Source organism: Gordonia heveisoli (assembly GCF_030315745.1).
Classification (GTDB): domain Bacteria; phylum Actinomycetota; class Actinomycetes; order Mycobacteriales; family Mycobacteriaceae; genus Gordonia.
In genome coordinates this window covers 14,745-34,374 of the sequence record NZ_JASXSH010000005.1, presented here as the reverse complement: position 1 = coordinate 34,374, position 19,630 = coordinate 14,745, and the positions used below count along the sequence as shown (strand labels likewise).

The following is a 19,630-nucleotide window of genomic DNA, read 5'->3' as shown; positions in this document are numbered from 1 at the left end:
GCCCTCCGTTGGGCGACGACTCGACGCGCCGGCTCATGCGCCCAGCGCCGATGCGAACTGCGGCCACGCCCGGTGGAGTTCGTCCTGCCAGTACGGCCACGCATGGGTGCCGCCCGGATAGAGATGGAAGGTCGCCGGAACCCCGGCAGCCTGCATCCGTCGTTGCAGATTGCGCGTGCATTCGGCGGTTGCCGTCTCGATCACCGCACCGACCGCGATCTGGTCGAACAGCTTGGTTCCGTTCCCGTCGATGCCTGGGCCCTGCAGGGTGTCATAGCGGCCGGGTGCACCGGAGCCGTTGGAGACGTAGATCGACTTGCCGCGGAACGCCTCGACATGCACGTACGGGTCGTTGGCGCGCCAGGCGGGATCGCTCGGTGGCCCCCACATGTTCAGCGTGTTTGCGCCGCCACGGCCTTCGACGACCATCCGCACCACCAGTTGCCCGAGCGCATCGCTGGTCTGGGCGCATCCACTGAAGGATCCGATCGCCTGATAGAGCTTCGGCGCGTGCAGCGACAGTTGGAACACCGAGGTGCCGGCCATCGAGATTCCGGCAATTGCATTGCGGCCGTTGCCATTGAAGCGTCGGTCGATCGCCGCGGGAAGTTCCTTGGTCAGAAAGGTCGACCACTTCTGCACGCCGAGGGTGGGATCTTCACGCTGCCAGTCGGTGAAGTAGCTGGCCGCCCCGCCCATCGGTACGACGACGTTGACATGCCGGTCGGCGAAGTAGGACCGGATATCGGTGCGGTCGAACCAACTGCTGCCGCCCTCGCCACCGGCCGCACCATTGAGCAGGTAGAGCGTCGGAGCTGGACTAAAACCCTTGGCGGGCAACACCTTTACCGACATTGCGGTGCGCATGGACACCGACCGGACCGTCAGGTCGATCTCACCGCCGCGCTGCACATGTTCGGCGACGATCCGCGCACCAGGGACCGCCGACGCCTGCGCAGGCAGGCCCAACACCGCCACCACCATCGCGACGGCGAACGACCAGGCCACACATCCCCGAAGCCCGGCTCTCGAGGAGACTCCGCGGTCGGCATGCTGGTTCATCAATACGTTTTCTCCCAGTTGTGCCCCGACGACGCCCCGACGAGGCTCACGCGCCGTCGATGCCCGGCAGTCTGCCCGACAAATCCGGCGTTGTCCACGTGGGTCAGATGTCCAGGAAACTGGGTCTCTCGACCCACAAAACCTGGTGATACGCAATCGGTTTCACGTCTCACCGAGTTTCTGGGTTGTACTGGCGACAAACGGTGCGGTGGGTGTAGCGTGCCTCCCCATTGGGAGGACAGGTCACAGTCGTATTACGGCGTGTCCCGAATCTCAACTCCCCCAGAGTGAATCGAGGTACCCCCCCAAATGTTGAATTTCGGACTAATCGAAGAGTGGAACCCCCGTCCGGGACAGTTGACCAGCTGGGTGGCCTCGCTAGCGTCGGTGACGTCTGCCGAAACTGCTGTGGCACATCCCGTTCCGGCTTCCCATCAGCAGGAGGAATACCTCCGGGCCGCCTGGCGAAACGAGTCCGCAGGCTTCCGGTTCGCCCGGCTGTGCCTGATGGCCTTCGACTTCCAGACCCCCCTCAATGCGGCCGCGATGACCACCGCGGTCAACGAGTTCGTCCGGCGCCACGACAGCTTCCGCTCCTGGTTCTCGATAGCCGACGACGGCACGATCGATCGCCACCTCATCGACCCGGAGATCGTCGACATGATCCCCGCCGAGCACGGACTACTCAGCCCGACCGAGATCCGGATACTTGTCCAAGACGAGACGCCGGGACCGTTCAGCTGGGACTGCTTCACCTTCGGCACCATCGAATGGGAGGGCGGCTTCACGCTGTACGCCGCCGTCGACCACCTCAACACCGACGGCATCTCGCAGGCGCTGACCTGCATGGAACTGATGACCCTGTACGTCAATGCCGCCTTCGGCACCGGGGCCGAACTCCCGGCCGCCGGCAGCTACGTCGACTACTGTGCGCGCGAACGGGCCATCTCCCGTGAACTGACCCGGGAATCGGCGCACGTCCAGCGCTGGATCGACCTCGTATCGGCGAACGACGGCGAACTGCCGCACTTCCCCCTCCCCCTCGACACCGACGAGGAGGGCTACACCCGTAGCGCGCATCTGACGACCACCGTCTTCGACGAGTCGACCGCACAGCGTTTCGAGGATGTGTGCCGCAGCCTCGGGGCGAACGTCATCTCCGGCATCATGGCCACCGCTGGGTTGCTATATGCCGAATTCACCGGGGAGGCAACCTATTTCGGAATGACCCCGAAGAGCACCCGGGCCACCGAAGACGAACGGAACTCGGTCGGCTGGTTCACCAGCCTGATTCCGGTGCCGCTGCGGGTCGGAGAGCACACCTCCTTCGCCACCCTTGCCCCCGAAGCCGCCCGCAGCTACGCCGAGGGCAAAGAACTCACCGACGTCTCCTTCCACCGGGTCCTCGAACTGGTGCGGCCGGAGGACGGCATCAGGGTACGACCGGGATGGACCGTACCGATGGTCTCCTACATCGACGTGCGGAAACTGCCGGGTGTGGAGATCTTCGAGACCGCGAACGGCTGCCTGTTCGGCAACCGCGGTAGCAGCGAAGAGGTGTACATGTGGGTCAACCGATTCGCGGAATCCACCACCATCACCTTCCTGTACCCGGAGACCGAGACCGCCGCCGACTCGGTCCGACGCTACGTCGAACGCTTCGTCGAGGTGGTCACCACGGTCGCCAACCAGGGTGACTATCAGCCCGCACTCCCTGCCCTCACCTCGTGACCGCGGGCCCGGCCACCGGTCGGGATCGGGCTGTCCGGCAACCGGTTCGGCGGGAGTCATGGCTGGCGCTCGCCGGCTGCCTGCTTGGCGTGTTCATGCAGATGCTCGACACCACCATCGTGAATATCGCGCTGCCCGATCTCACCGCCGACCTCGGTGCATCGACCTCGGAACAACTGCTGGTGCTCACGGTGTACACACTGGCCTTCGCCTGCACCCTGCTGACCGCGGCGACGCTGGGCGGACGATGGGGACGCCGCCGGATGTTCATCACGGCGATGGTCGCCTTCACCGTGACGTCGGTGCTGTGCGGTCTCGCCACCGATCCGCTGGCACTCATCGTCTTCCGCGGCGCGCAGGGCATCAGTGCGGCGCTGATGTCGGCGCAGACCCTGGCGCTGATCGCCGCACTTTTCGGCAAGGATCTGCACGGGCTCGTCTTCGGTGTCTACGGTGCGGTCGCCGGACTCGCCGCCATCCTCGGTCCGGTGATCGGCGGCCTGCTCGTCGACGCCGACCTCTTCGGATGGGGCTGGCGGACAATCTTCTTCGTGAACGTCCCACTCGCCGTCGTCGCCTGTGTGCTGGCCCGCCGACGACTACCCACCGCCCGTGATCCCGACCCGGTGCCGCCCGACATCGTCGGTATGCTGCTGTCCGGGGCGGGCCTGTTCGGCCTGCTGTATCCGCTGGCCGTCGGCCGCGAGCAGGAATGGCCTGCCCGACTGTGGCTGATGATGGCGGTCGCCGTGGTCCTACTGGCCGCCTTCGTCGGACACGAGCGCGCGCTGATGCGCCGAGGCGGCGCACCCCTGCTGCGGATGGACCTTTTCGCATCGCGGCGATTCCGCGTCGGGCTCACGCTGTCCCTGCTGTTCTTCAGCGTGTTCGCAGGCTTCTTCTTCACGGTGTCGATCTCGGCCCAGTTCGGCCTGGGATACTCGGCCCTGCACACCGGGTTGCTCGCCCTACCGTTCGCGGTGGGCGCCGCGGGCGGCTCGATCCTCTCCCCCGCCATCGTCGCCCGGACCAGCGCGGCCACCACGCTGGGCACAGGTGCGGCAACACTTGCCGTCGCCTTCTGCTGGCTCGCCGCAGTCATCGATCCGGCGACCGAAACACTTTCCGTACCCACCATTCTCGCGCCACTGATACTCGGCGGCATCGGCACCGGACTGTTCGTCGCGCCGCTACAGACGGTGATCCTGTCGGACACCTCCGAACAGACGGTCGGATCGGCGTCGGGCACCATCCCGACAGTCCAGCAGATCGGGGCGTCCCTCGGTTTGGCCGTGGTGACCATCTTCTTCTTCGGCCAGGTCGCCACACAGACCACCACCGCCGTACCCGCGGTGCGGGCCGATCTTACGATGGCACTGGCGGATTCGGGCGTGCAGCCGCTCTTCGTGCCGATCGTGGCCGATCGCTTCGCCTCCTGCGCGACCGCCCAACTTCAGTCCGCACATCCCGAACGGCCGGCCCCTCGTTGCTCGGCCGACGACACCCGGACGCCAACCGATGGTCCGGTGGCCACCGCGGTGACACTGGCACGTCCGGCGATACAGGAGGCCGCCGCAGCGGTGACCGCAAGCACCTTCCTCGGCGCGTTTCAGATCACGCTGTGGGTCCTGGCCGGAATCACCGCGGCCATCGCGATGCTCACCGCGCTCGTCCGGGCCGGGCGCCGCTGACACATCGGTTGTTTTGTCCCCCATACGTATACACACCCACGAAGACGACGACCGCCCCATCTCCGAAGAGACGGGGCGGTCGTAGTACGGGTCGGCGTCGCAAGGACTCCGAGGAAGATCAGGCCTGGCCGACCTCGAAACGGACGAATCCGTTCACGGTCACGCCAGCCTCATCGAGAAGAGCCTTGACGGTCTTCTTCGAATCCTGGACGGACGGCTGGTCGAGCAGCACGACGTCCTTATAGAAGCCGTTGACGCGTCCCTCGACGATCTTCGGCAGCGCCTGCTCGGGCTTGCCCTCTTCCTTGGCGGTCTGCTCGGCGATGCGGCGCTCGTTCTCGACGACGTCGGCGGGCACCTCCTCGCGGGTGGCGTAGCGCGCCTTGAGCGCGGCGACCTGCATGGCAGCGCCACGAGCAGCCTCGGCTGCGGCGTCGCCCTCACCGGCGTAGGACACCAGCACGCCGACGGCAGGCGGCAGATCCGAAGCACGCTTGTGCAGGTAGACCGCGACCGGTCCGTCGTAGTAGGCGACGCGACGCAGTTCGAGCTTCTCACCGATCTTGGCCGACAGAGCCGCGATGGCCTCATCGACGGTGCCGTCGCCCAGGGCAGCGGCCTTGAGAACGTCGACGTCGTTGGTCTTGGCCGCGACGGCCGCCGCGACGACCTGGTCGGCGAGAGCCTGGAACTCGTCGTTCTTGGCGACGAAGTCGGTCTCGGAGTTCAGCTCGACGAGAGCGCCGTCCTTGGCGACGACGAGACCCTCGGCGGTCGAACGCTCGGCACGCTTGCCGACGTCCTTGGCACCCTTGATGCGCAGTTCCTCGACGGCCTTGTCGAAGTCACCGTCGTTGTTGGCCAGCGCGTTCTTGCAGTCCAGCATTCCAGAGCCGGTGAGCTCGCGAAGTCGCTTCACATCGGCTGCGGTGTAGTTCGCCATCGTTGGCGAGCCTCCTTCGGAAGAGATTTGGTGGTCGTCGGGCCGGGAGGAATGTCCCGGCCCGACGGGAAATCGGTACCGACTACTGAGCGGCGGTCTCGCCGGTGCCCTCGGCGGCCGGAGCCGCGGCCTGGGTCAGCAGTTCCTGCTCCCACTCGGCGAGGGGCTCACCCGCACCGGCTTCGGGCTTGGCGTCGCCTGCGGCGGCACCGGCACGAGCCTGCACACCCTCGGCAACCGCGGAAGCGACCACACGGGTCAGCAGTGCGGCGCTGCGGATGGCGTCGTCGTTGCCCGGGATCGGGTAGTCGACGAGGTCGGGATCGCAGTTGGTGTCGAGGATCGCGATGACCGGAATGTTGAGCTTGCGAGCCTCACCGACCGCGATGTGCTCCTTGTTGGTGTCGACAACCCACACGGCCGAGGGAACCTTGGCCATGTCGCGGATACCGCCGAGGGTGCGCTCCAGCTTGTTCTTCTCGCGGGTCAGCATCAAGATTTCCTTCTTGGTGCGTCCCTCGAAGCCACCGGTCTGCTCCATGGTTTCCAGTTCCTTCATGCGCTGCAGGCGCTTGTGAACGGTCTGGAAGTTGGTGAGCATGCCACCCAGCCAGCGCTGGTTGACGTAAGGCATGCCGACACGGGTGGCCTCGGCCGCGATGGACTCCTGAGCCTGCTTCTTGGTGCCGACGAAGAGGATCGTGCCACCGTGGGCGACGGTCTCCTTGACGAATTCGTAGGCCTTGTCGATGTAGGTCAGCGTCTGCTGCAAGTCGATGATGTAGATGCCGTTGCGGTCGGTGAAGATGAATCGCTTCATCTTCGGGTTCCAACGGCGGGTCTGATGCCCGAAGTGTGCGCCGCTGTCCAGCAGCTGCTTCATGGTCACGACAGCCATGAGTTCTCAATCCTTTGTGTGCAGTTGACGTCGACACCGGTGGCGCCGACCCTGGCGCCTACGCTCGTACGAAACCTCGGATCTTCATCCTCGGACCGCTCGTGTGAGACCTTGTCCCGGCCGTACGACCTGCGAGAACACCCGCGATCGAGCCACCGGAACTGCAGGCGCGCGAAGTCACCCCGCCTGGTGACGAGGTGCGCCGAAGAGTTTACGCCGGTCAGGCCCGGTAAACCAAAACCGATTCGCCGATCCCCGCGGCCCGCCGCCGATGGATCCCCGCGGCCCGCCGCCGATGGATCCCCGCGGCCCGCCGCCGATGGATCCCCGCGGCCCGCCGCCGATGGATCCCCGCGGCCCGCCGCCGATGGATCCCCGCGGCCCGCCGCTGATGGATCCCCGCGGCCCGCCGCTGCGTCAACACAGGTATGCCAACCGCACACCCACGATCACGATTGCGCGGCCTGACGATTCTCCTCCTGGTACTACTCGCCCTGCCTGCCGCCGGGGCCCATGCCGATCGGGCCTATACAGTCCCGCTCCCCGGCCGCCCGACCGTGGTGACCAGCTTTGATCCCCCCACCCGGCGATGGCTGCCCGGGCACCGCGGCGTCGATCTGTCGGCCGTGCCCGGCACCCCGGTGCTGGCCGCCGGATCGGGTCGGGTGCGATTCGTCGGCGACGTGGCCGGCCGGCCGGTAATCTCGATCGCCCACGATTCCCCCGCCGATCCCGCCGGGCTGATCACTACGTATGAACCCGTCCGCGCCTCGGTGCCGATCGGCAGCACCGTCGTCCGCGGCGAGGTCATCGGCACCGTGGAGTCCGGGCACCCCGATTGCCCGGCGCCCGGCTGTCTCCATTGGGGTGCGCGGCGCGGCACCGGCCCGACCGCGCGCTACGTCAATCCACTCGGGTTGATCGGTGCCGTCCGGATACGCCTCAAACCGATCGGCTCGTCATCGACACCGCCTGTCGGCGCCCCGTCGGCGGTCACGCCCGTGGATGGGCCTGCTGATGCACCGCGCGCAGCCGCTCGACGCTGACATGCGTATAGATCTGGGTGGTGGCCAACGACGAATGACCCAGGAGTTCCTGCACCACGCGCAGATCGGCACCTCCCTCGAGGAGGTGGGTGGCCGCGCTGTGCCGCAGTCCGTGCGGCCCCATCGCCGGACCGTCCGCCGCCTCCACGGCGCGGTTGACCACCGCTCGCGCCATCCGCTGATCGAGGCGACCACCGCGTGCACCGAGCAGCAGGGCCGCCCCCGATCGCTCGCCGGCCAGTTCCGCCCGACCCTCGCGCAACCAACGATCGATGGCCTCCGCCGCCCGCCGCCCATACGGCACGCTGCGTTCCTTGTCGCCTTTGCCGATCACCCTCAGCACCCGCCGTTCCCGGTCGATATCTCCGATGTCGACTCCACAGAGCTCCCCGACACGAATACCGGTGGCGTACAGCAACTCCATGATCACCCGGTCCCGTAATGCGATCGGGTCGTCGGGATTGCCCTGGTCGGGCGCGCTGGTGGCCATCGCCTTCTCGGCCTGTTCCGGACTCAGCACAGCAGGGAGCGTGCGGTGCGCTTTGGGTGCACGCAACCGCTGAGCCGGGTCGCTGTCCATGATCTGCTCGCGAACAGCCCACGCGCAGAAGACCTTTGCCGATGACACCTGGCGCGCGACGGTGGTGCGGGCGGCACCCCGGCGCGTGTTCTCCGCGAGCCAGGCGCGCAGCAGCGCGAGGTCGATCGCCCGCGGTTCCACACCCCGAGCCCCGGCAAAGGAGATCAGCGCACGGATATCGCCGACATAGGCCCGCACGGTATGCGGGCTGCGCCCGGATTCCAGGCGCAGATAGTCGGCGAAGTCATCGAGCATGGGTCCCAGCACAGCGCCCATGACCGCGGTGCGCAACCGCACACGCGGATCGCGCCCCGGATCGATGCATTCCGGTGACCGCGCACATCAGATCTGCGCGACACCCTCCTCGGCGGCCCGAAGATCCGACTTCCACCGCCGGAAGCCCTCTTCGGTACGCCCACGTCGCCAGTACCCCGAGATGGATGCGTTGGCCGCCTTCACCCCCCGTTCCTTACGCACGTAGCCACGCAGGTTGTGCATCACCACCTGAGCTTCGCCGTGGATGAACACATGAGGTTCACCCGCAAGCCATTCGGCGCCGCGCACCGCCGCGATCAGTGGCGCATTGTCACCGGAGACGTCGTCACCGACCTCCCCGGCTGGGCCACCACGATGCACCCACACGATCTCCGCACCGACCGGGGCGGTCAGCTCGAGCTCATCCTCGGGACCGGCGACCTCGATGAACACCTTTGCGACCGCATCGTCGGGCAATGCCTCCAGTGCGGCCGCCAGCGCGGGCAAGCCGGCCTCGTCGGCGGCCAGCAGATGCCAGGGCGCGTCGGCCTTGGGGCGGTAGCCGCTTCCGGGCCCGAGGAAGGTCACCGTTTCGCCAGGCTGAGCCGATGCGGCCCACGGCCCGGCGATGCCCTCATCCCCGTGCACCACGAAGTCGATGGCGATCTCACGACGCTCGTCGTCGACCCGGCGGACCGTGTAGGTGCGCAAGATGGGCTGTTCCTCCGGCGGCAGTGTGGCCCGCAGCTCCTGCGGGTCGAACGGTTCCGGATAGACGACACCCGCGGGCGCAAAGGCGATCTTGACGTACATATCGGTGTCCGGCTCCCCGGCGGCACCCAGTGCGGGTGCGAATCCGTCGAAGCCGTCACCACCCAGGTAGACCCGCACGAAATGCGGCGACAATCGTTCCGTGCGGAGCACCGTCATCGTGTTCACTCGCTTGGCCACACAACCTCCTCGTCGGGCACCCAGCGTACGCCCGATTCGTAGCGAGATTAGGGCGACCTAACCGGAGGCCCTAATCGTTCGCATGAGTAACGATGCGAAATGCCTACTGACCAGGCAGAAGTAAGGACCCCAGACATTCACGCGATCTACAGATGATTCACATTGGTAAACTTCAGCGGTCGGCGCTCGCCGACACGCAGCCTGGGGGGAAGAATGTCCGACCACACCGCAACGAAGCGTGCGCCGCGACTGGGCGCGGAGGACTGGCTCGACGCGGCCATGCGGCTCCTCATCGACGAGGGACCCGAGGCGCTCAAGGTGGCACGGCTCAGTGTCATCCTCGGCGTCACCAAGGGCAGCTTCTACTGGCACTTCGCCGACATCGGCGCGATGCGCGAAGCGTTGGCCGAGCGCTTCCGCGAGCAGCACGCCGACGCCCGCGCCCTGATCCTCGGTATGCGCGCGAAACCTGCGGCAACGCGTCTGGCCGCGATCGGCGATCTTGCCGCCGATCCGCATCGCTGGCAGGTCGAGGCCGCGATCCGACGGTGGGCCGACACAGATGCCACCCTCGCCGCCTCGGTGGTGGACATGGACAAGACCGTGCTGGCACTCGCCGAGACCACCCTCACCGAACTCGGCTTCGACGCCGACCAGGCACGCTCCCGGGCCACCGCCCTGCTCTACGGCGGCATCGGCTTCATCCGCTCGTACGGGCAGTTCAGCGCGACCGCCCACCAGGATCTCCGCTTCCTCATCAACCTGATCACCACCCCCTGAGGACTAGCCCGACAACTGCCACCGGGCACCATCGCCATCGACCAGGCCCCGCACCTCCAGCACGGCCAGGGCCGTGCGCACCACCGAGACCGCCAGCCCGGATGTGTAGGCAATCTCATCCAGCGACACCACCCCGCGTGCCGGGAATGCATCGTGCACACGACACTGATCTGCGTCCAGCGCGTCGGTCACCCGCACCCGACCACTTCCCCTCTCCGCCTTGCCTTCCGGATGCGCCAAAGCCAGCACCCCGTCGACGTCGCCGACCAGGACCGCCAGTTCATCGGCGATCATCCGGTGGCAGCCGACCGACGTCGCCGAGGTGACCGGCCCGGGCACCGCCCCCAGTGGACGCCCGAGTTTGCGAGCCCAGGCCGCCGTATTCGCCGCGCCCGACCGTCGGCCCGCCTCGACGACGACGGTCGCTTCGCTGAGCGCGGCGACCAGCCGATTGCGGGTCAGGAAGCGATGTTTCGCCGCCCCGGTGCCGGGCGGGTACTCACTGATCACCGCACCGGTGCGGGCCACCTCCCGCAGCAGAGTGGTGTGAGCGGCCGGGTAATCGCGGTCGATACCGCACGCCATCGCGGCCGCGGTCACCCCGCCCGCGGCGACGACCGCCCGATGCGCCGCACCGTCTATCCCGAATGCGCCACCGGAGATGACCGCGCAACCGGCCTGCGCGACACCGGACGCGAGCATCCCGGTCACATGTTCGCCGTAGGCCGACGCCGCCCGGGAACCGACGATCGCGATCGCCGACGTCACCAGGTCGTCGAGGCGCGCCGGACCACGCACCCACAGTGCCAGCGGCTCACCACCTTTCGCAGCGGTGTCGGCCTGGTCCAGCGCCAGCAGGGCGAAACCGGGCCACTCCGCGTCAGCCGGAGTCACCAGCCGCGCCCCGACCCGCTCGGCGCTATCGAGATCGGCGGCCGCCACATCGGTGTCCGCCCTGGCCTGGGTCACCGCCAGCACCGCATGGTGAGCGGCAGGCACCGAACGTGCCCGGATCGCGGCGGCGGCGTCCACCGGCCCGAGTTCGGCGGTCAGGGCGATCACCGACGCGGCCGGCGGTTCGGCCACCCGCGCAAGATAGGCCCAGGCCAGCAGTTCGTCGTCGGGTAGCGCGCTCACCAGTTCGACCCCCGATCCCGATACATCAGCGCCTCGGCGACGTCGTTCTCGGTCGGTTGATCGGCACCCCGCAGATCGCATAAGGTCCACGCCAATCGCAGCGCACGATCCGCTCCGCGCGCGGTCACCCGCCCGTCCCGGAGGAACAACTCAACCGGTTTGAGGGTCGCGGGTGGAAGCCGGAACCGTTGCCGCAACGCCGATCCCGGAACCTCGGCGTTGGTCCGCCAGCCGTGTTCACCCCATCGCTCCAATGCCGCGGCGCGCGCCGCGACCACCCGGGCCCGCACGTCTGCGCTCGACTCCCCGGTCCCGGTCATCAGTGCGGTATTGCCCGGCGGCTCCATCTTGACCCGGATGTCGACACGATCCATCAGCGGTCCGGACAGTTTGCCGAGATAGCGCCTGCGGACCACGGCCGAGCAGACGCAGTCGACGTCGTGGGCGGGCGCACACGGACAGGGATTGGCCGCGAGGATCAGTTGGAAACGCGCTGGGTACATGGCCACCCCGTCCCGGCGGGGCACCCGCACCTCCCCCTCTTCGAGCGGCTGCCGCAGGGAATCGAGGACTTTGGATCCCATCTCGGCGCACTCGTCGAGGAACAGCACACCCCGGTGCGCCTTGGACAGCGCACCCGGCTGCGCGAAGCCCGTACCGCCACCGAGCAACGCGGTGACCGTGGAACTGTGATGGGGCGCGATGAACGGCGGTTCGGTGATGAGCGGATGTCCCGGCGACAACGATCCGGTCAGCGAGTGAATCGCGGTGACCTCCAGTGACTCCTCGGTCGCCAGGGACGGCAGGATGCCCGGCATCCGGCGCGCCAGCATCGTCTTGCCGATGCCCGGCGACCCGGTCATGAGGACGTGATGGGCTCCGGCCGCGGCGATTTCGAGGGCATGGCGCGCCTCGTGCTGACCGACGACGTCCGCCATGTCCGGTACCGGGGGTGGCGGTGAAACCGGCACGTCGTTCACCGTGTCCAGGGTGCGCACCCCTTCGAGCCAGCAGACCACGTCGGCGAGGTTGTCGGCACCACCGACATCCATCCCGTCCACCAGCGCCGCCTCGGTCACCGACGCGCGCGGCACCACCGCCCGCCGAAACCCGGCTGCGCGCGCCGCGATCACCGCGGGCAGCACGCCGCGAATGGGTCGCAGGCCACCGTCGAGCGCCAGTTCACCGAGAAAGACCGTGGCGGGCAACATCTCCGCGCCTGCCTGCCCCGTCGCGGCCAGTACCGCCACCGCCATCGCGAGGTCGAATCCCGAACCGACCTTGAGCATCTCGGCCGGCGACAGCGCGACGGTGACCTTCATCTCCGGGAATTTGAAACCCGAATTCGACACCGCCGCCCGCACCCGATCCTTGGCCTCACGCGCCGAGGGATCAGGGTTCCCGGTGATCAGGAAGCCCGGTAGTCCCTGCCCGATACTCGCCTGCACATCGACCACCTGCGCCAGAAACGCGTTGAGCCCCACCGCATGTGTACACCCCAGACCCATCTCGTCACCTCACAGGAAGACGCCGGGATGATGCCGGACGTCGGCCATCGCCACATCGAGCGGGTCCCGTGGATCGAGCCGCACGCCGATCACGTCGAATCGGATCTGGGTGTACTCATGCTCCTGCTCGGCCAGCCAGGAGCGAGCCAACCGGTGCATACGCGACAACTTCTCCGGTGTCACCGCCTCCGCCGGGTCCCCGAAGACCCGACTGGCCCGAGTCTTCACCTCCACGAACACCAGAACCGCACCGTCGGCCGCGATCAGATCCAGTTCGCCGTAGCGGGTGCGCCAGTTACGGGCGAGCACCGACCATCCTCGGGCGGTGACGAATTCGACGGCCAGATCCTCACCCAACCGGCCGATCCGGCCCCGACGATCCGCTCGCGGGGTGGGCGACGGCGACGCAGCATCATGTGTCATGCGCTCCAGGATCGACGACCGGAGCGCTACATCTGCCGCTCACGACCGGCGTGGGCGCCGATCTGTGGATGAATATCGCGATGTGGAGCGCGTGACGATGGAAGTCCGGTCGCTACCGTCAGGGCTCGTCGGGTAACCGGAGTTCCGGCTTCTCCAGTTCCTCGATGTTGACATCCTTGAAGGTGACGACCCGCACCTGTTTGACGAACCGTGCCGGCCGGTACATATCCCACACCCAGGCGTCGCTCATCCGCAGTTCGAAGTAGACCTCACCGTCGGTGTTACGCGGGACCATGTCCACCGCGTTGGCGAGGTAGAAGCGCCGCTCGGTCTCCACCACGTAGGTGAACTGGCCGACAATGTCCTTGTACTCGCGGTACAGGGAGAGTTCCATCTCGGTTTCGTACTTCTCGAGATCCTCAGCACTCATCCTGTCAGCCTATCGTTGTTCATCCGGTTGCTCGAAACCACACGGGCGGCAACGTTCCGGTAGGACATCCGATGCTCGGCCGACGGCCCCGACACGTCGATGCATGCCATGTGATGGGCGGTGCTGTACCCCTTGTGGACGGCGAAGTCATAGCCGGGCAACGAGTCGTCCAACGCCACCATGATGCGATCACGGGTGACCTTCGCGATGATGCTCGCCGCGGCGATGCAGGCCGCCGAGCCGTCTCCCCCGATCACCGGCAACGACGGCGCGGTCAGACCGGGCACCGCGAAGCCGTCGGACAGCACGTATCCCGGTGCGACGTCGAGAGCGGCCACCGCCCGCCGCATACCTTCGATGTTCGCGACGTGGATGCCGATGCGGTCGATCTCGGCGGCGTCGATGATGACCGCACTCCAGCTCTGTGCGTAGCGGGTCACGGCACGGTACAGCGTCTCGCGCGCACGTTCGGTGAGCCGCTTGGAGTCGTCGAGGTCCGCCAGCGACGACAGCTGGGTCGGTTTCAGCACGCATGCGGCGACGACCAGCGGCCCCGCACACGCCCCCCGACCGGCTTCGTCGACCCCGGCCACCGGACCCAGCCCCTGCCGGTGCAGGGCGAATTCGTAGGTACGCAGGGACGCCGCCCGTCGTACGGGCGATCGCGGCGGCCAGCGAGTCGACGTCATCGCTGCTCTCCTACTCACCTGTGCCGGACTCAGTTCTGCGGGTTGACCGCGTCCACCCCACCGATCCGCGAGAACGGATAGATGATGAAGCGAACCTTGCCGCGGATGTCGTCGACCGGGACGGTCCCCTGATATTCGTCCTCGATGTGGAATCGCGAATCCGCGGAGTTGAGCCGGTTGTCGCCCATCACCCAGACATGACCCGCGGGCACCTTGATCGGACCGAAGTCGTCGCCGAGGCACGGCGGGGGCTGCTGTCCGCCCGTATTCGCACGCTGCAGGTCCTGGTCGATGTAGGGCTCGTCGAGCACCTTGCCGTCGACCTTCACACCGACACCTTCGGCGTTATGGCACTCGACGGTCTGCCCGCCGGTCGCGATCACCCGCTTGACGAGGTTGTTCTCGTTCGGCGGCGCGAACCCGAACCACGACAGCCCTTCCTGGAATCCACGCACGACCGGGTTGGTCGACCGCGGGGAATTCCAGTCGCCCATCCACGATTCGGTCGGAGCCTTGAACACGACGACGTCGCCGGGCTCGGGATCATGGAATCGATATACGAGCTTGTCGATGACAATGCGGTCGTTGGTGCATCCGGTACAGCCGTGCAGGGTGTTCTCCATCGACTCCGACGGGATCACGTACTGGCGGGCGATGAAGGTCTGCAGGACCCAGGTCAGCAGGAGAACGCAGCCGACGATGATGACGAGCTCACGCAGGAACGAACCCCGCTTCCGCGGCTTCTCGTCGTCGGTGTCGGTCTTCAATCGCCACGGACGAGCCTCCTCGTCGGCGTCGTCGGCATCCGCGGCCTCGAAATGACGCGGCTCGCGTGCCTCGGCCGACTCGGCGGGCCGGCTTGGGTCCCCCGTGCCCGCGTCGTCGGACACATGCCGCGACAGCGGCATCGTCTGGTCGCCAGCATCGGCTCCACCCCCGGTCTGGGTGCCGTCGTTGTCGTCGAATCCCTGAGTGTCGGCCACGACGTCAGATTAGTCGCCGCCGATCGATTTCCCCGCAGCGCACCCCGATCCGGCCTCAAACGACACCACCCGATGCGACCGGAGTCGCATCGGGTGGTGAAAGTCTGCCGCCGGTAACCCGGCCAGAACATGGCGCCGTGTCTCAACCAGCGAGAAAGTCGCTGGTGAGCGCAACAATCAGCGCTTCTCCTTGATCTTGGCAGCCTTGCCGCGCAGGTCGCGCAGGTAGTACAGCTTCGCGCGACGGACGTCACCGCGGGTCAGGACGTCGACCTTGGCGATGTTCGGGCTGTGCACCGGGAAGGTGCGCTCGACGCCGACACCGAACGAGACCTTACGCACGGTGAAGGTCTCGCGGATGCCGCCACCCTGGCGACGGATCACGACGCCCTTGAACACCTGGACACGCTCCTTGCTGCCCTCGATGACCTTGACGTGGACGTCAAGGGTGTCACCGGGCGCAAAGGCGGGGATGTCGTCGCGGAGCGATTTCTGGTCGAGGAAGTCGAGGGTGTTCATCTGTCGTGATCCTTGTCTGGTGAACGTCGAGCAGAGGAACCTGGCGGCCCACCGCGTGGCCGAGGCATCGGCGTGCGTGCAGGGTTCGACCGGTTCATACTCCGAGTCATTGTGGCGCCGGCGATGAAAATCCCAGGTGGGACGTCATCGCCAAGCAACCCGACTATTGTGCCAGACGGACCCCCAGGCAGCGAAATCGCCGGTCACCCCACATTCGGTGCGACGACCTCGACGTCGCGGGCCCGCAGAGCGGCGACGATCCCGGAAGCCATCTCGTCGGCACTGGCAACGGCACGTGGCGTCACCCCGTCGGCGGCCAGATGGGCGATGATCGCGAGCTCCGGCGGCCCGCCGTCGGCGGTCAGCGCCTCATCGTCGGCCAGCACCATGCCCCGACGCTGATAGGGCTGCGGGTCATTGGTCGCCACCACGACGACCCGCCTGCCGGTCGGCGTCCAGCCGATCCCGACCGCGGTGCGCAGCCATCCGACGATTCCGGCGTCGACGCCGGCCCGAACCTGTTCGGCCCGCCGGCGCAACCACCACAGTTCCTCACCGTCGAGCTTCGCGCGCCGCTCCGTCACATCCTCGGATGACGACGTGACCCCGCGCCCCGACGCGCCGTCGGCCACCCCGACCATGCCACCTCCGAGCGCTCCCATCGACATCATCGCGCCATTGCCGGCTCCCGGATAGGACGACGGTGGCTGGGAGTCGACGGCGCCCGCGGTTTCGGCACGGTCGGCGAATTCCTCCCCGGCCGCGGTCAGCGCGAGGCGTCCGGTGCTGGCCGCGAGCACCCGGGCCGAGTCGTCACCGAGCGCGGCCATCACCTCACCCCGGCGGATCTCGCGATCGGCGAGCGCCGCGACCGCAGTCATCTCCCATTCGGTATCGGCCGCGAGCCGCGCATAGTCGTCGACCGCGGTGGCCATCGCGCGCAGACGTGCGGCGACGGCAGGCAAACCGTCTACCGTCGAGACACCCAGCGTGCGCAGTCTGGCGTCGAGGCGATCGCGAAACTCGCCCACACCGATATGGTCGGCTCGCACCCGATCGAGACGTTCACCGAGTCCGGCGATCGTGGCGGCGAGTTCACGACAGCGCCGCCCGCAGTCCTCCAGGGCGGCGACGTCGGCGCTCGGCCAACAGGAAGGCACCAAACTCTCAGCGAATGCTCGTGCGTTCCAAGCAGATTCACCCGGCGTCGGAGCGGCGGCCGTCACGGTCGGCCGAACCCGTCGAGGTTACGGCCGAGCTCGATGTCGGTGTCGGTGAGGACGACGTCGGCTCGATAGATGGCGCGGGTGGCGTCGATCAACTCGACATCGATGCCCTCCAGGGACTCCTGCGCACTCGACGAGAGCCCGACGAATCCTCGCCGGAATGCGTCGGCGGCGGCACCCACCCCGATGGCCGAATCCAGATCGACGATGATGTCGGTCACCGCCTCGCGCATGGTGGCCAACTCGATGCCCACCTCGGACAGGCGCCGGTTCAGGACCACCGACTCTTCGGGATCATGGTGCATTCGCTCAGGCATCGACGTCACGCTCCAACTCGGTGCGAATGTCGGCAAGACCGGGACCGGACACCGCGGCAGCCGACAGCAGCTCTGTCCGCTTGGCGGCGAGAGTGGCGTCGGCCTCGACGACCAGACCGGTGATGGACGACGCCAATTGTTCACTGCGATAACGCCGTAACGCCGCGGGAGCGATCTGCAGATCCACCAGGAGGCCACGGGAGTTGACGGTCACCGATACCAGACGATCGGCGCTGACTGCTCGCGCGGTCAGATCCGCGAGGCGCTCCTGCGCCCGTTTCAACTCGGCGCGTTGCCGGTCGAGTTCGTCGAGCATCGCCGCGAATCGCTCAGCTGCCAACTGGTCCCACCCCTTAGCTTGACTAGGGACTGATGGTATCCCCTCGCCCGCGAATCTGGTTTGTGCTCATGCACAGTCGCCGCTCCCGAGGTTCAGCCGCTGCGCCGAGGCCTCGGCGTACTCGATCGGCGGGGCAACGCACCGCCCGTTAACCGACGCATCGTGAACTAGGCGTCGGTGTCGGAATCGAAGGCATCCAGGAGGTCGGGCCGACGCAGACGGGTGCGTTCCAGCGACTGTTCACGACGCCAGGCCGCGATCGCCGCATGATTACCCGACAGCAGGACGGGCGGTACCGACAGATCCCGCCAGGTTTCCGGACGCGTGTAGCTCGGACCTTCCAGCAGTCCGTCGGAGAATGAATCTTCTTGGTGCGACCGGGGATTGCCAAGAACACCGGGTAGCAACCGCACGGTGGCCTCGATCATCGCCATGGTCGCGACCTCGCCGCCGATGAGCACGAAGTCGCCCAGCGACACCTCTTCGACGCGAACCCGACGCGACGCGTCGTCGAACACCCGCTGGTCGATACCCTCGTACCGGCCGCAGGCGAAGACCAGGTGATCTTCGGCGCTCCAGCGAATCGCGGTCGCCTGGGTGAACGGCACGCCGGCCGGCGTGGGGACGACGAGAAGCGCTTCGTCGGGACACACCTCGTCCAGACACGGACCCCAGACGTCGGGCTTCATCACCATGCCCGGGCCGCCGCCGTAGGGGGAATCGTCGACACTGCGGTGGACATCGTGAGTCCACTCCCGCAGGTCGTGGACGCCGATGCTGATCCGACCGGCGTCGATCGCCTTGCCCAGCAACGCAACCCGCAGCGGATCCAGATACTCACCGAAGATCGAGACGATGTCGATCCGCACGTCAGCTCACCTCGTCGAGCAGGCCGTCCGGCGGATCGATGACGATGACCTCGGTGGAGACGGTCGGCACGATCTCCCGCACGAACGGGATCAGCACCTCACGGCCGTCGGGGGTGCGCACAGCCAGCAGCTCGCCACCGGGCAGATGCAGGACCGACTCGACCACACCGACCTCCGCGCCGGCGACCGTCGTCACCGGCACACCTTCGAGTTCATGGTCGTAGAACTCGTCGGGGTCGTCGGCGGAGCTGACGTCGGCGGCATCGATGAGAAACAGGGTGCCGCGCAATGCATCCGCTCCGGCCCGGTCGGAGACCTGCGCCAGCGACAGCAACAGCCGCCCGGCGTGTGGCCGGGCGGCTGTCACAGTGAACTCTTTGTCGCCCGCACCCCGCGCCAGCCGGCCACGCAAGGTGGTTCCGGTGGCGAAACGGAGTTCGGGATCGTCGGTACGGATATCGACGACGACCTCACCACGGATGCCGTGCGCTTTGACCACACGGCCGATGACGAGATCCATACGGCGATCTTCGGGTGCGCCGGTCAGCGGTCGGTGTCGACGATGTCGACACGCATGCCCTTGCCACCGATACCGGTGACGAGGGTGCGCAGGGCGGTCGCGGTGCGGCCGTTGCGGCCGATCACCTTGCCGAGATCCTCAGGACTGACATGCACCTCGACCAGGCGCCCACGGCGACCGGTGACGAGGTCGACCCGGACGTCGTCCGGGTTGGCGACGATGCCGCGCACCAGGTGCTCGACGGCGTCAGCGACAACGGCACTCACGCGTCGCCCTCGGCGGGCGCCTCGGCCGGAGCCTCTGCGGCAGCCTCATCGGCGGCGGGGGCGTCGTCCTTCTTGGCGGCCTTCTTCTTCGGGGTGGTGGCCGCGGCGACCGGCTCGTTCTCGGCGGCGGCGAGCGCGGCGTTGAACAGGTCCAGCTTGGACGGCTTGGCTTCCTTGGTCTTCAGGGTGCCCTCGGCGCCCGGCAGGCCCTTGAACTTCTGCCAGTCACCGGTCACCTTGAGGATGGCGGCGACGGGCTCGGTCGGCTGTGCGCCGACACCCAGCCAGTACTGCGCGCGCTCGGAGTCGACCTCGATCAGGGAGGGCTCTTCCTTCGGGTGGTACTTGCCGATGGTCTCGATCACCCGGCCGTTACGGCGGGTCCGAGCGTCGGCGACGACGATGCGGTACTGCGGGTTACGGATCTTGCCGAGACGGGTGAGCTTGATCTTGACAGCCATGTGCT

23 protein-coding genes are annotated in these 19,630 nt (G+C 67.3%); 4 read left to right on the top strand and 19 right to left on the bottom strand.

Annotated features, from left to right (window positions below; translation table 11 throughout):
• Positions 1-33 precede the first annotated feature (33 nt).
• Positions 34-1,062, bottom strand: coding sequence for an alpha/beta hydrolase (locus QSJ18_RS05835; protein ID WP_462475994.1), 1,029 nt, complete (start codon positions 1,060-1,062; stop codon positions 34-36).
• Positions 1,063-1,371: 309 nt separating this feature from the next.
• On the opposite strand from QSJ18_RS05835, the gene QSJ18_RS05830 reads away from it, so the two are divergent.
• Positions 1,372-2,793 carry a condensation domain-containing protein gene (locus tag QSJ18_RS05830; protein WP_286325360.1) on the top strand — a complete coding sequence of 474 codons (1,422 nt, stop codon included), beginning with the start codon at positions 1,372-1,374 and terminating at the stop codon, positions 2,791-2,793.
• A complete protein-coding gene (locus QSJ18_RS05825) occupies positions 2,790-4,484 on the top strand; it encodes an MFS transporter (RefSeq protein ID WP_286325359.1) in 1,695 nt (564 codons plus the stop codon). Before QSJ18_RS05830 ends, QSJ18_RS05825 begins: the two co-directional genes overlap by 4 nt.
• 118 nt (positions 4,485-4,602) lie before the next feature.
• On the opposite strand, the gene tsf is transcribed toward QSJ18_RS05825, so the two are convergent.
• A complete protein-coding gene (tsf, locus tag QSJ18_RS05820) occupies positions 4,603-5,427 on the bottom strand; it encodes a translation elongation factor Ts (RefSeq protein ID WP_286325357.1) in 825 nt (274 codons plus the stop codon).
• 82 nt (positions 5,428-5,509) lie between these two features.
• On the bottom strand, positions 5,510-6,325 hold the full coding sequence (gene rpsB, locus QSJ18_RS05815) for a 30S ribosomal protein S2 (protein ID WP_286325356.1): 816 nt from the start codon (positions 6,323-6,325) through the stop codon (positions 5,510-5,512).
• A 428-nt stretch (positions 6,326-6,753) separates the two neighbouring features.
• On the opposite strand from rpsB, the gene QSJ18_RS05810 reads away from it, so the two are divergent.
• Complete coding sequence (locus QSJ18_RS05810; protein ID WP_286325355.1) at positions 6,754-7,371, top strand: M23 family metallopeptidase; 618 nt, start codon at positions 6,754-6,756, stop codon at positions 7,369-7,371.
• Here QSJ18_RS05810 and QSJ18_RS05805 read toward each other — a convergent pair.
• Together QSJ18_RS05805 and QSJ18_RS05800 are read right to left on the bottom strand one after the other, a co-directional pair.
• Positions 7,319-8,227: a tyrosine recombinase XerC gene (locus QSJ18_RS05805; protein ID WP_286325354.1), complete on the bottom strand. Its 909-nt coding sequence runs from the start codon at positions 8,225-8,227 to the stop codon at positions 7,319-7,321. The two genes, QSJ18_RS05810 and QSJ18_RS05805, sit on opposite strands and share 53 nt — an antisense overlap.
• 66 nt (positions 8,228-8,293) lie before the next feature.
• Positions 8,294-9,157, bottom strand: a complete 864-nt coding sequence (locus QSJ18_RS05800) for a siderophore-interacting protein (protein ID WP_286325352.1) — start codon at positions 9,155-9,157, stop codon at positions 8,294-8,296.
• Between the two features lie 213 nt (positions 9,158-9,370).
• Here QSJ18_RS05800 and QSJ18_RS05795 point away from each other — a divergent pair, with 213 nt between their 5' ends.
• Positions 9,371-9,937, top strand: a complete 567-nt coding sequence (locus tag QSJ18_RS05795; RefSeq protein WP_286325351.1) for a TetR/AcrR family transcriptional regulator — start codon at positions 9,371-9,373, stop codon at positions 9,935-9,937.
• A gap of 3 nt (positions 9,938-9,940) precedes the next feature.
• Here QSJ18_RS05795 and dprA read toward each other — a convergent pair whose 3' ends face one another.
• The 14 genes from dprA to rpsP all read right to left on the bottom strand — a co-directional run bounded on the left by dprA (position 9,941) and on the right by rpsP (position 19,625).
• Positions 9,941-11,074, bottom strand: a complete 1,134-nt coding sequence (dprA, locus tag QSJ18_RS05790; RefSeq protein ID WP_286325350.1) for a DNA-processing protein DprA — start codon at positions 11,072-11,074, stop codon at positions 9,941-9,943.
• The gene (locus QSJ18_RS05785; RefSeq protein WP_286325349.1) at positions 11,071-12,582 is read right to left on the bottom strand and encodes a YifB family Mg chelatase-like AAA ATPase; all 1,512 of its coding nucleotides are present in this window, start codon (positions 12,580-12,582) and stop codon (positions 11,071-11,073) included. Before QSJ18_RS05785 ends, dprA begins: the two co-directional genes overlap by 4 nt.
• A gap of 9 nt (positions 12,583-12,591) precedes the next feature.
• Positions 12,592-13,005 carry a YraN family protein gene (locus QSJ18_RS05780; RefSeq protein ID WP_286325348.1) on the bottom strand — a complete coding sequence of 138 codons (414 nt, stop codon included), beginning with the start codon at positions 13,003-13,005 and terminating at the stop codon, positions 12,592-12,594.
• A gap of 118 nt (positions 13,006-13,123) precedes the next feature.
• Entirely contained in the window at positions 13,124-13,435 is a 312-nt protein-coding gene (locus QSJ18_RS05775) for a DUF2469 domain-containing protein (RefSeq protein ID WP_286325347.1), read from the bottom strand.
• Positions 13,432-14,124 (bottom strand): ribonuclease HII, encoded by a 693-nt coding sequence (locus QSJ18_RS05770; RefSeq protein WP_286325346.1) that lies wholly within the window; start codon positions 14,122-14,124, stop codon positions 13,432-13,434. The genes QSJ18_RS05775 and QSJ18_RS05770 overlap by 4 nt, the downstream gene beginning before the upstream one ends.
• A gap of 29 nt (positions 14,125-14,153) precedes the next feature.
• Positions 14,154-15,032 (bottom strand): signal peptidase I, encoded by an 879-nt coding sequence (lepB, locus tag QSJ18_RS05765; RefSeq protein WP_462476001.1) that lies wholly within the window; start codon positions 15,030-15,032, stop codon positions 14,154-14,156.
• 252 nt (positions 15,033-15,284) lie between these two features.
• A complete protein-coding gene (gene rplS, locus QSJ18_RS05760; protein WP_286325344.1) occupies positions 15,285-15,626 on the bottom strand; it encodes a 50S ribosomal protein L19 in 342 nt (113 codons plus the stop codon).
• Positions 15,627-15,829: 203 nt separating this feature from the next.
• Positions 15,830-16,786, bottom strand: a complete 957-nt coding sequence (locus QSJ18_RS05755; protein ID WP_286325343.1) for a hypothetical protein — start codon at positions 16,784-16,786, stop codon at positions 15,830-15,832.
• Positions 16,787-16,848: 62 nt separating this feature from the next.
• Positions 16,849-17,169, bottom strand: a complete 321-nt coding sequence (locus tag QSJ18_RS05750; RefSeq protein ID WP_286325342.1) for a hypothetical protein — start codon at positions 17,167-17,169, stop codon at positions 16,849-16,851.
• Positions 17,162-17,509, bottom strand: a complete 348-nt coding sequence (locus tag QSJ18_RS05745) for a YbaB/EbfC family nucleoid-associated protein (protein WP_286325341.1) — start codon at positions 17,507-17,509, stop codon at positions 17,162-17,164. The genes QSJ18_RS05750 and QSJ18_RS05745 overlap by 8 nt, the downstream gene beginning before the upstream one ends.
• Positions 17,510-17,676: 167 nt before the next feature.
• The gene (gene trmD / locus QSJ18_RS05740) at positions 17,677-18,378 is read right to left on the bottom strand and encodes a tRNA (guanosine(37)-N1)-methyltransferase TrmD (RefSeq protein ID WP_286325340.1); all 702 of its coding nucleotides are present in this window, start codon (positions 18,376-18,378) and stop codon (positions 17,677-17,679) included.
• A gap of 1 nt (position 18,379) precedes the next feature.
• Positions 18,380-18,898, bottom strand: coding sequence for a ribosome maturation factor RimM (rimM, locus tag QSJ18_RS05735; RefSeq protein WP_286325339.1), 519 nt, complete (start codon positions 18,896-18,898; stop codon positions 18,380-18,382).
• Positions 18,899-18,921: 23 nt separating this feature from the next.
• The gene (locus QSJ18_RS05730; RefSeq protein WP_286325338.1) at positions 18,922-19,164 is read right to left on the bottom strand and encodes an RNA-binding protein; all 243 of its coding nucleotides are present in this window, start codon (positions 19,162-19,164) and stop codon (positions 18,922-18,924) included.
• Positions 19,161-19,625, bottom strand: coding sequence for a 30S ribosomal protein S16 (gene rpsP, locus QSJ18_RS05725; protein WP_286325337.1), 465 nt, complete (start codon positions 19,623-19,625; stop codon positions 19,161-19,163). Before rpsP ends, QSJ18_RS05730 begins: the two co-directional genes overlap by 4 nt.
• Between the last annotated feature and the right edge of the window lie 5 nt (positions 19,626-19,630).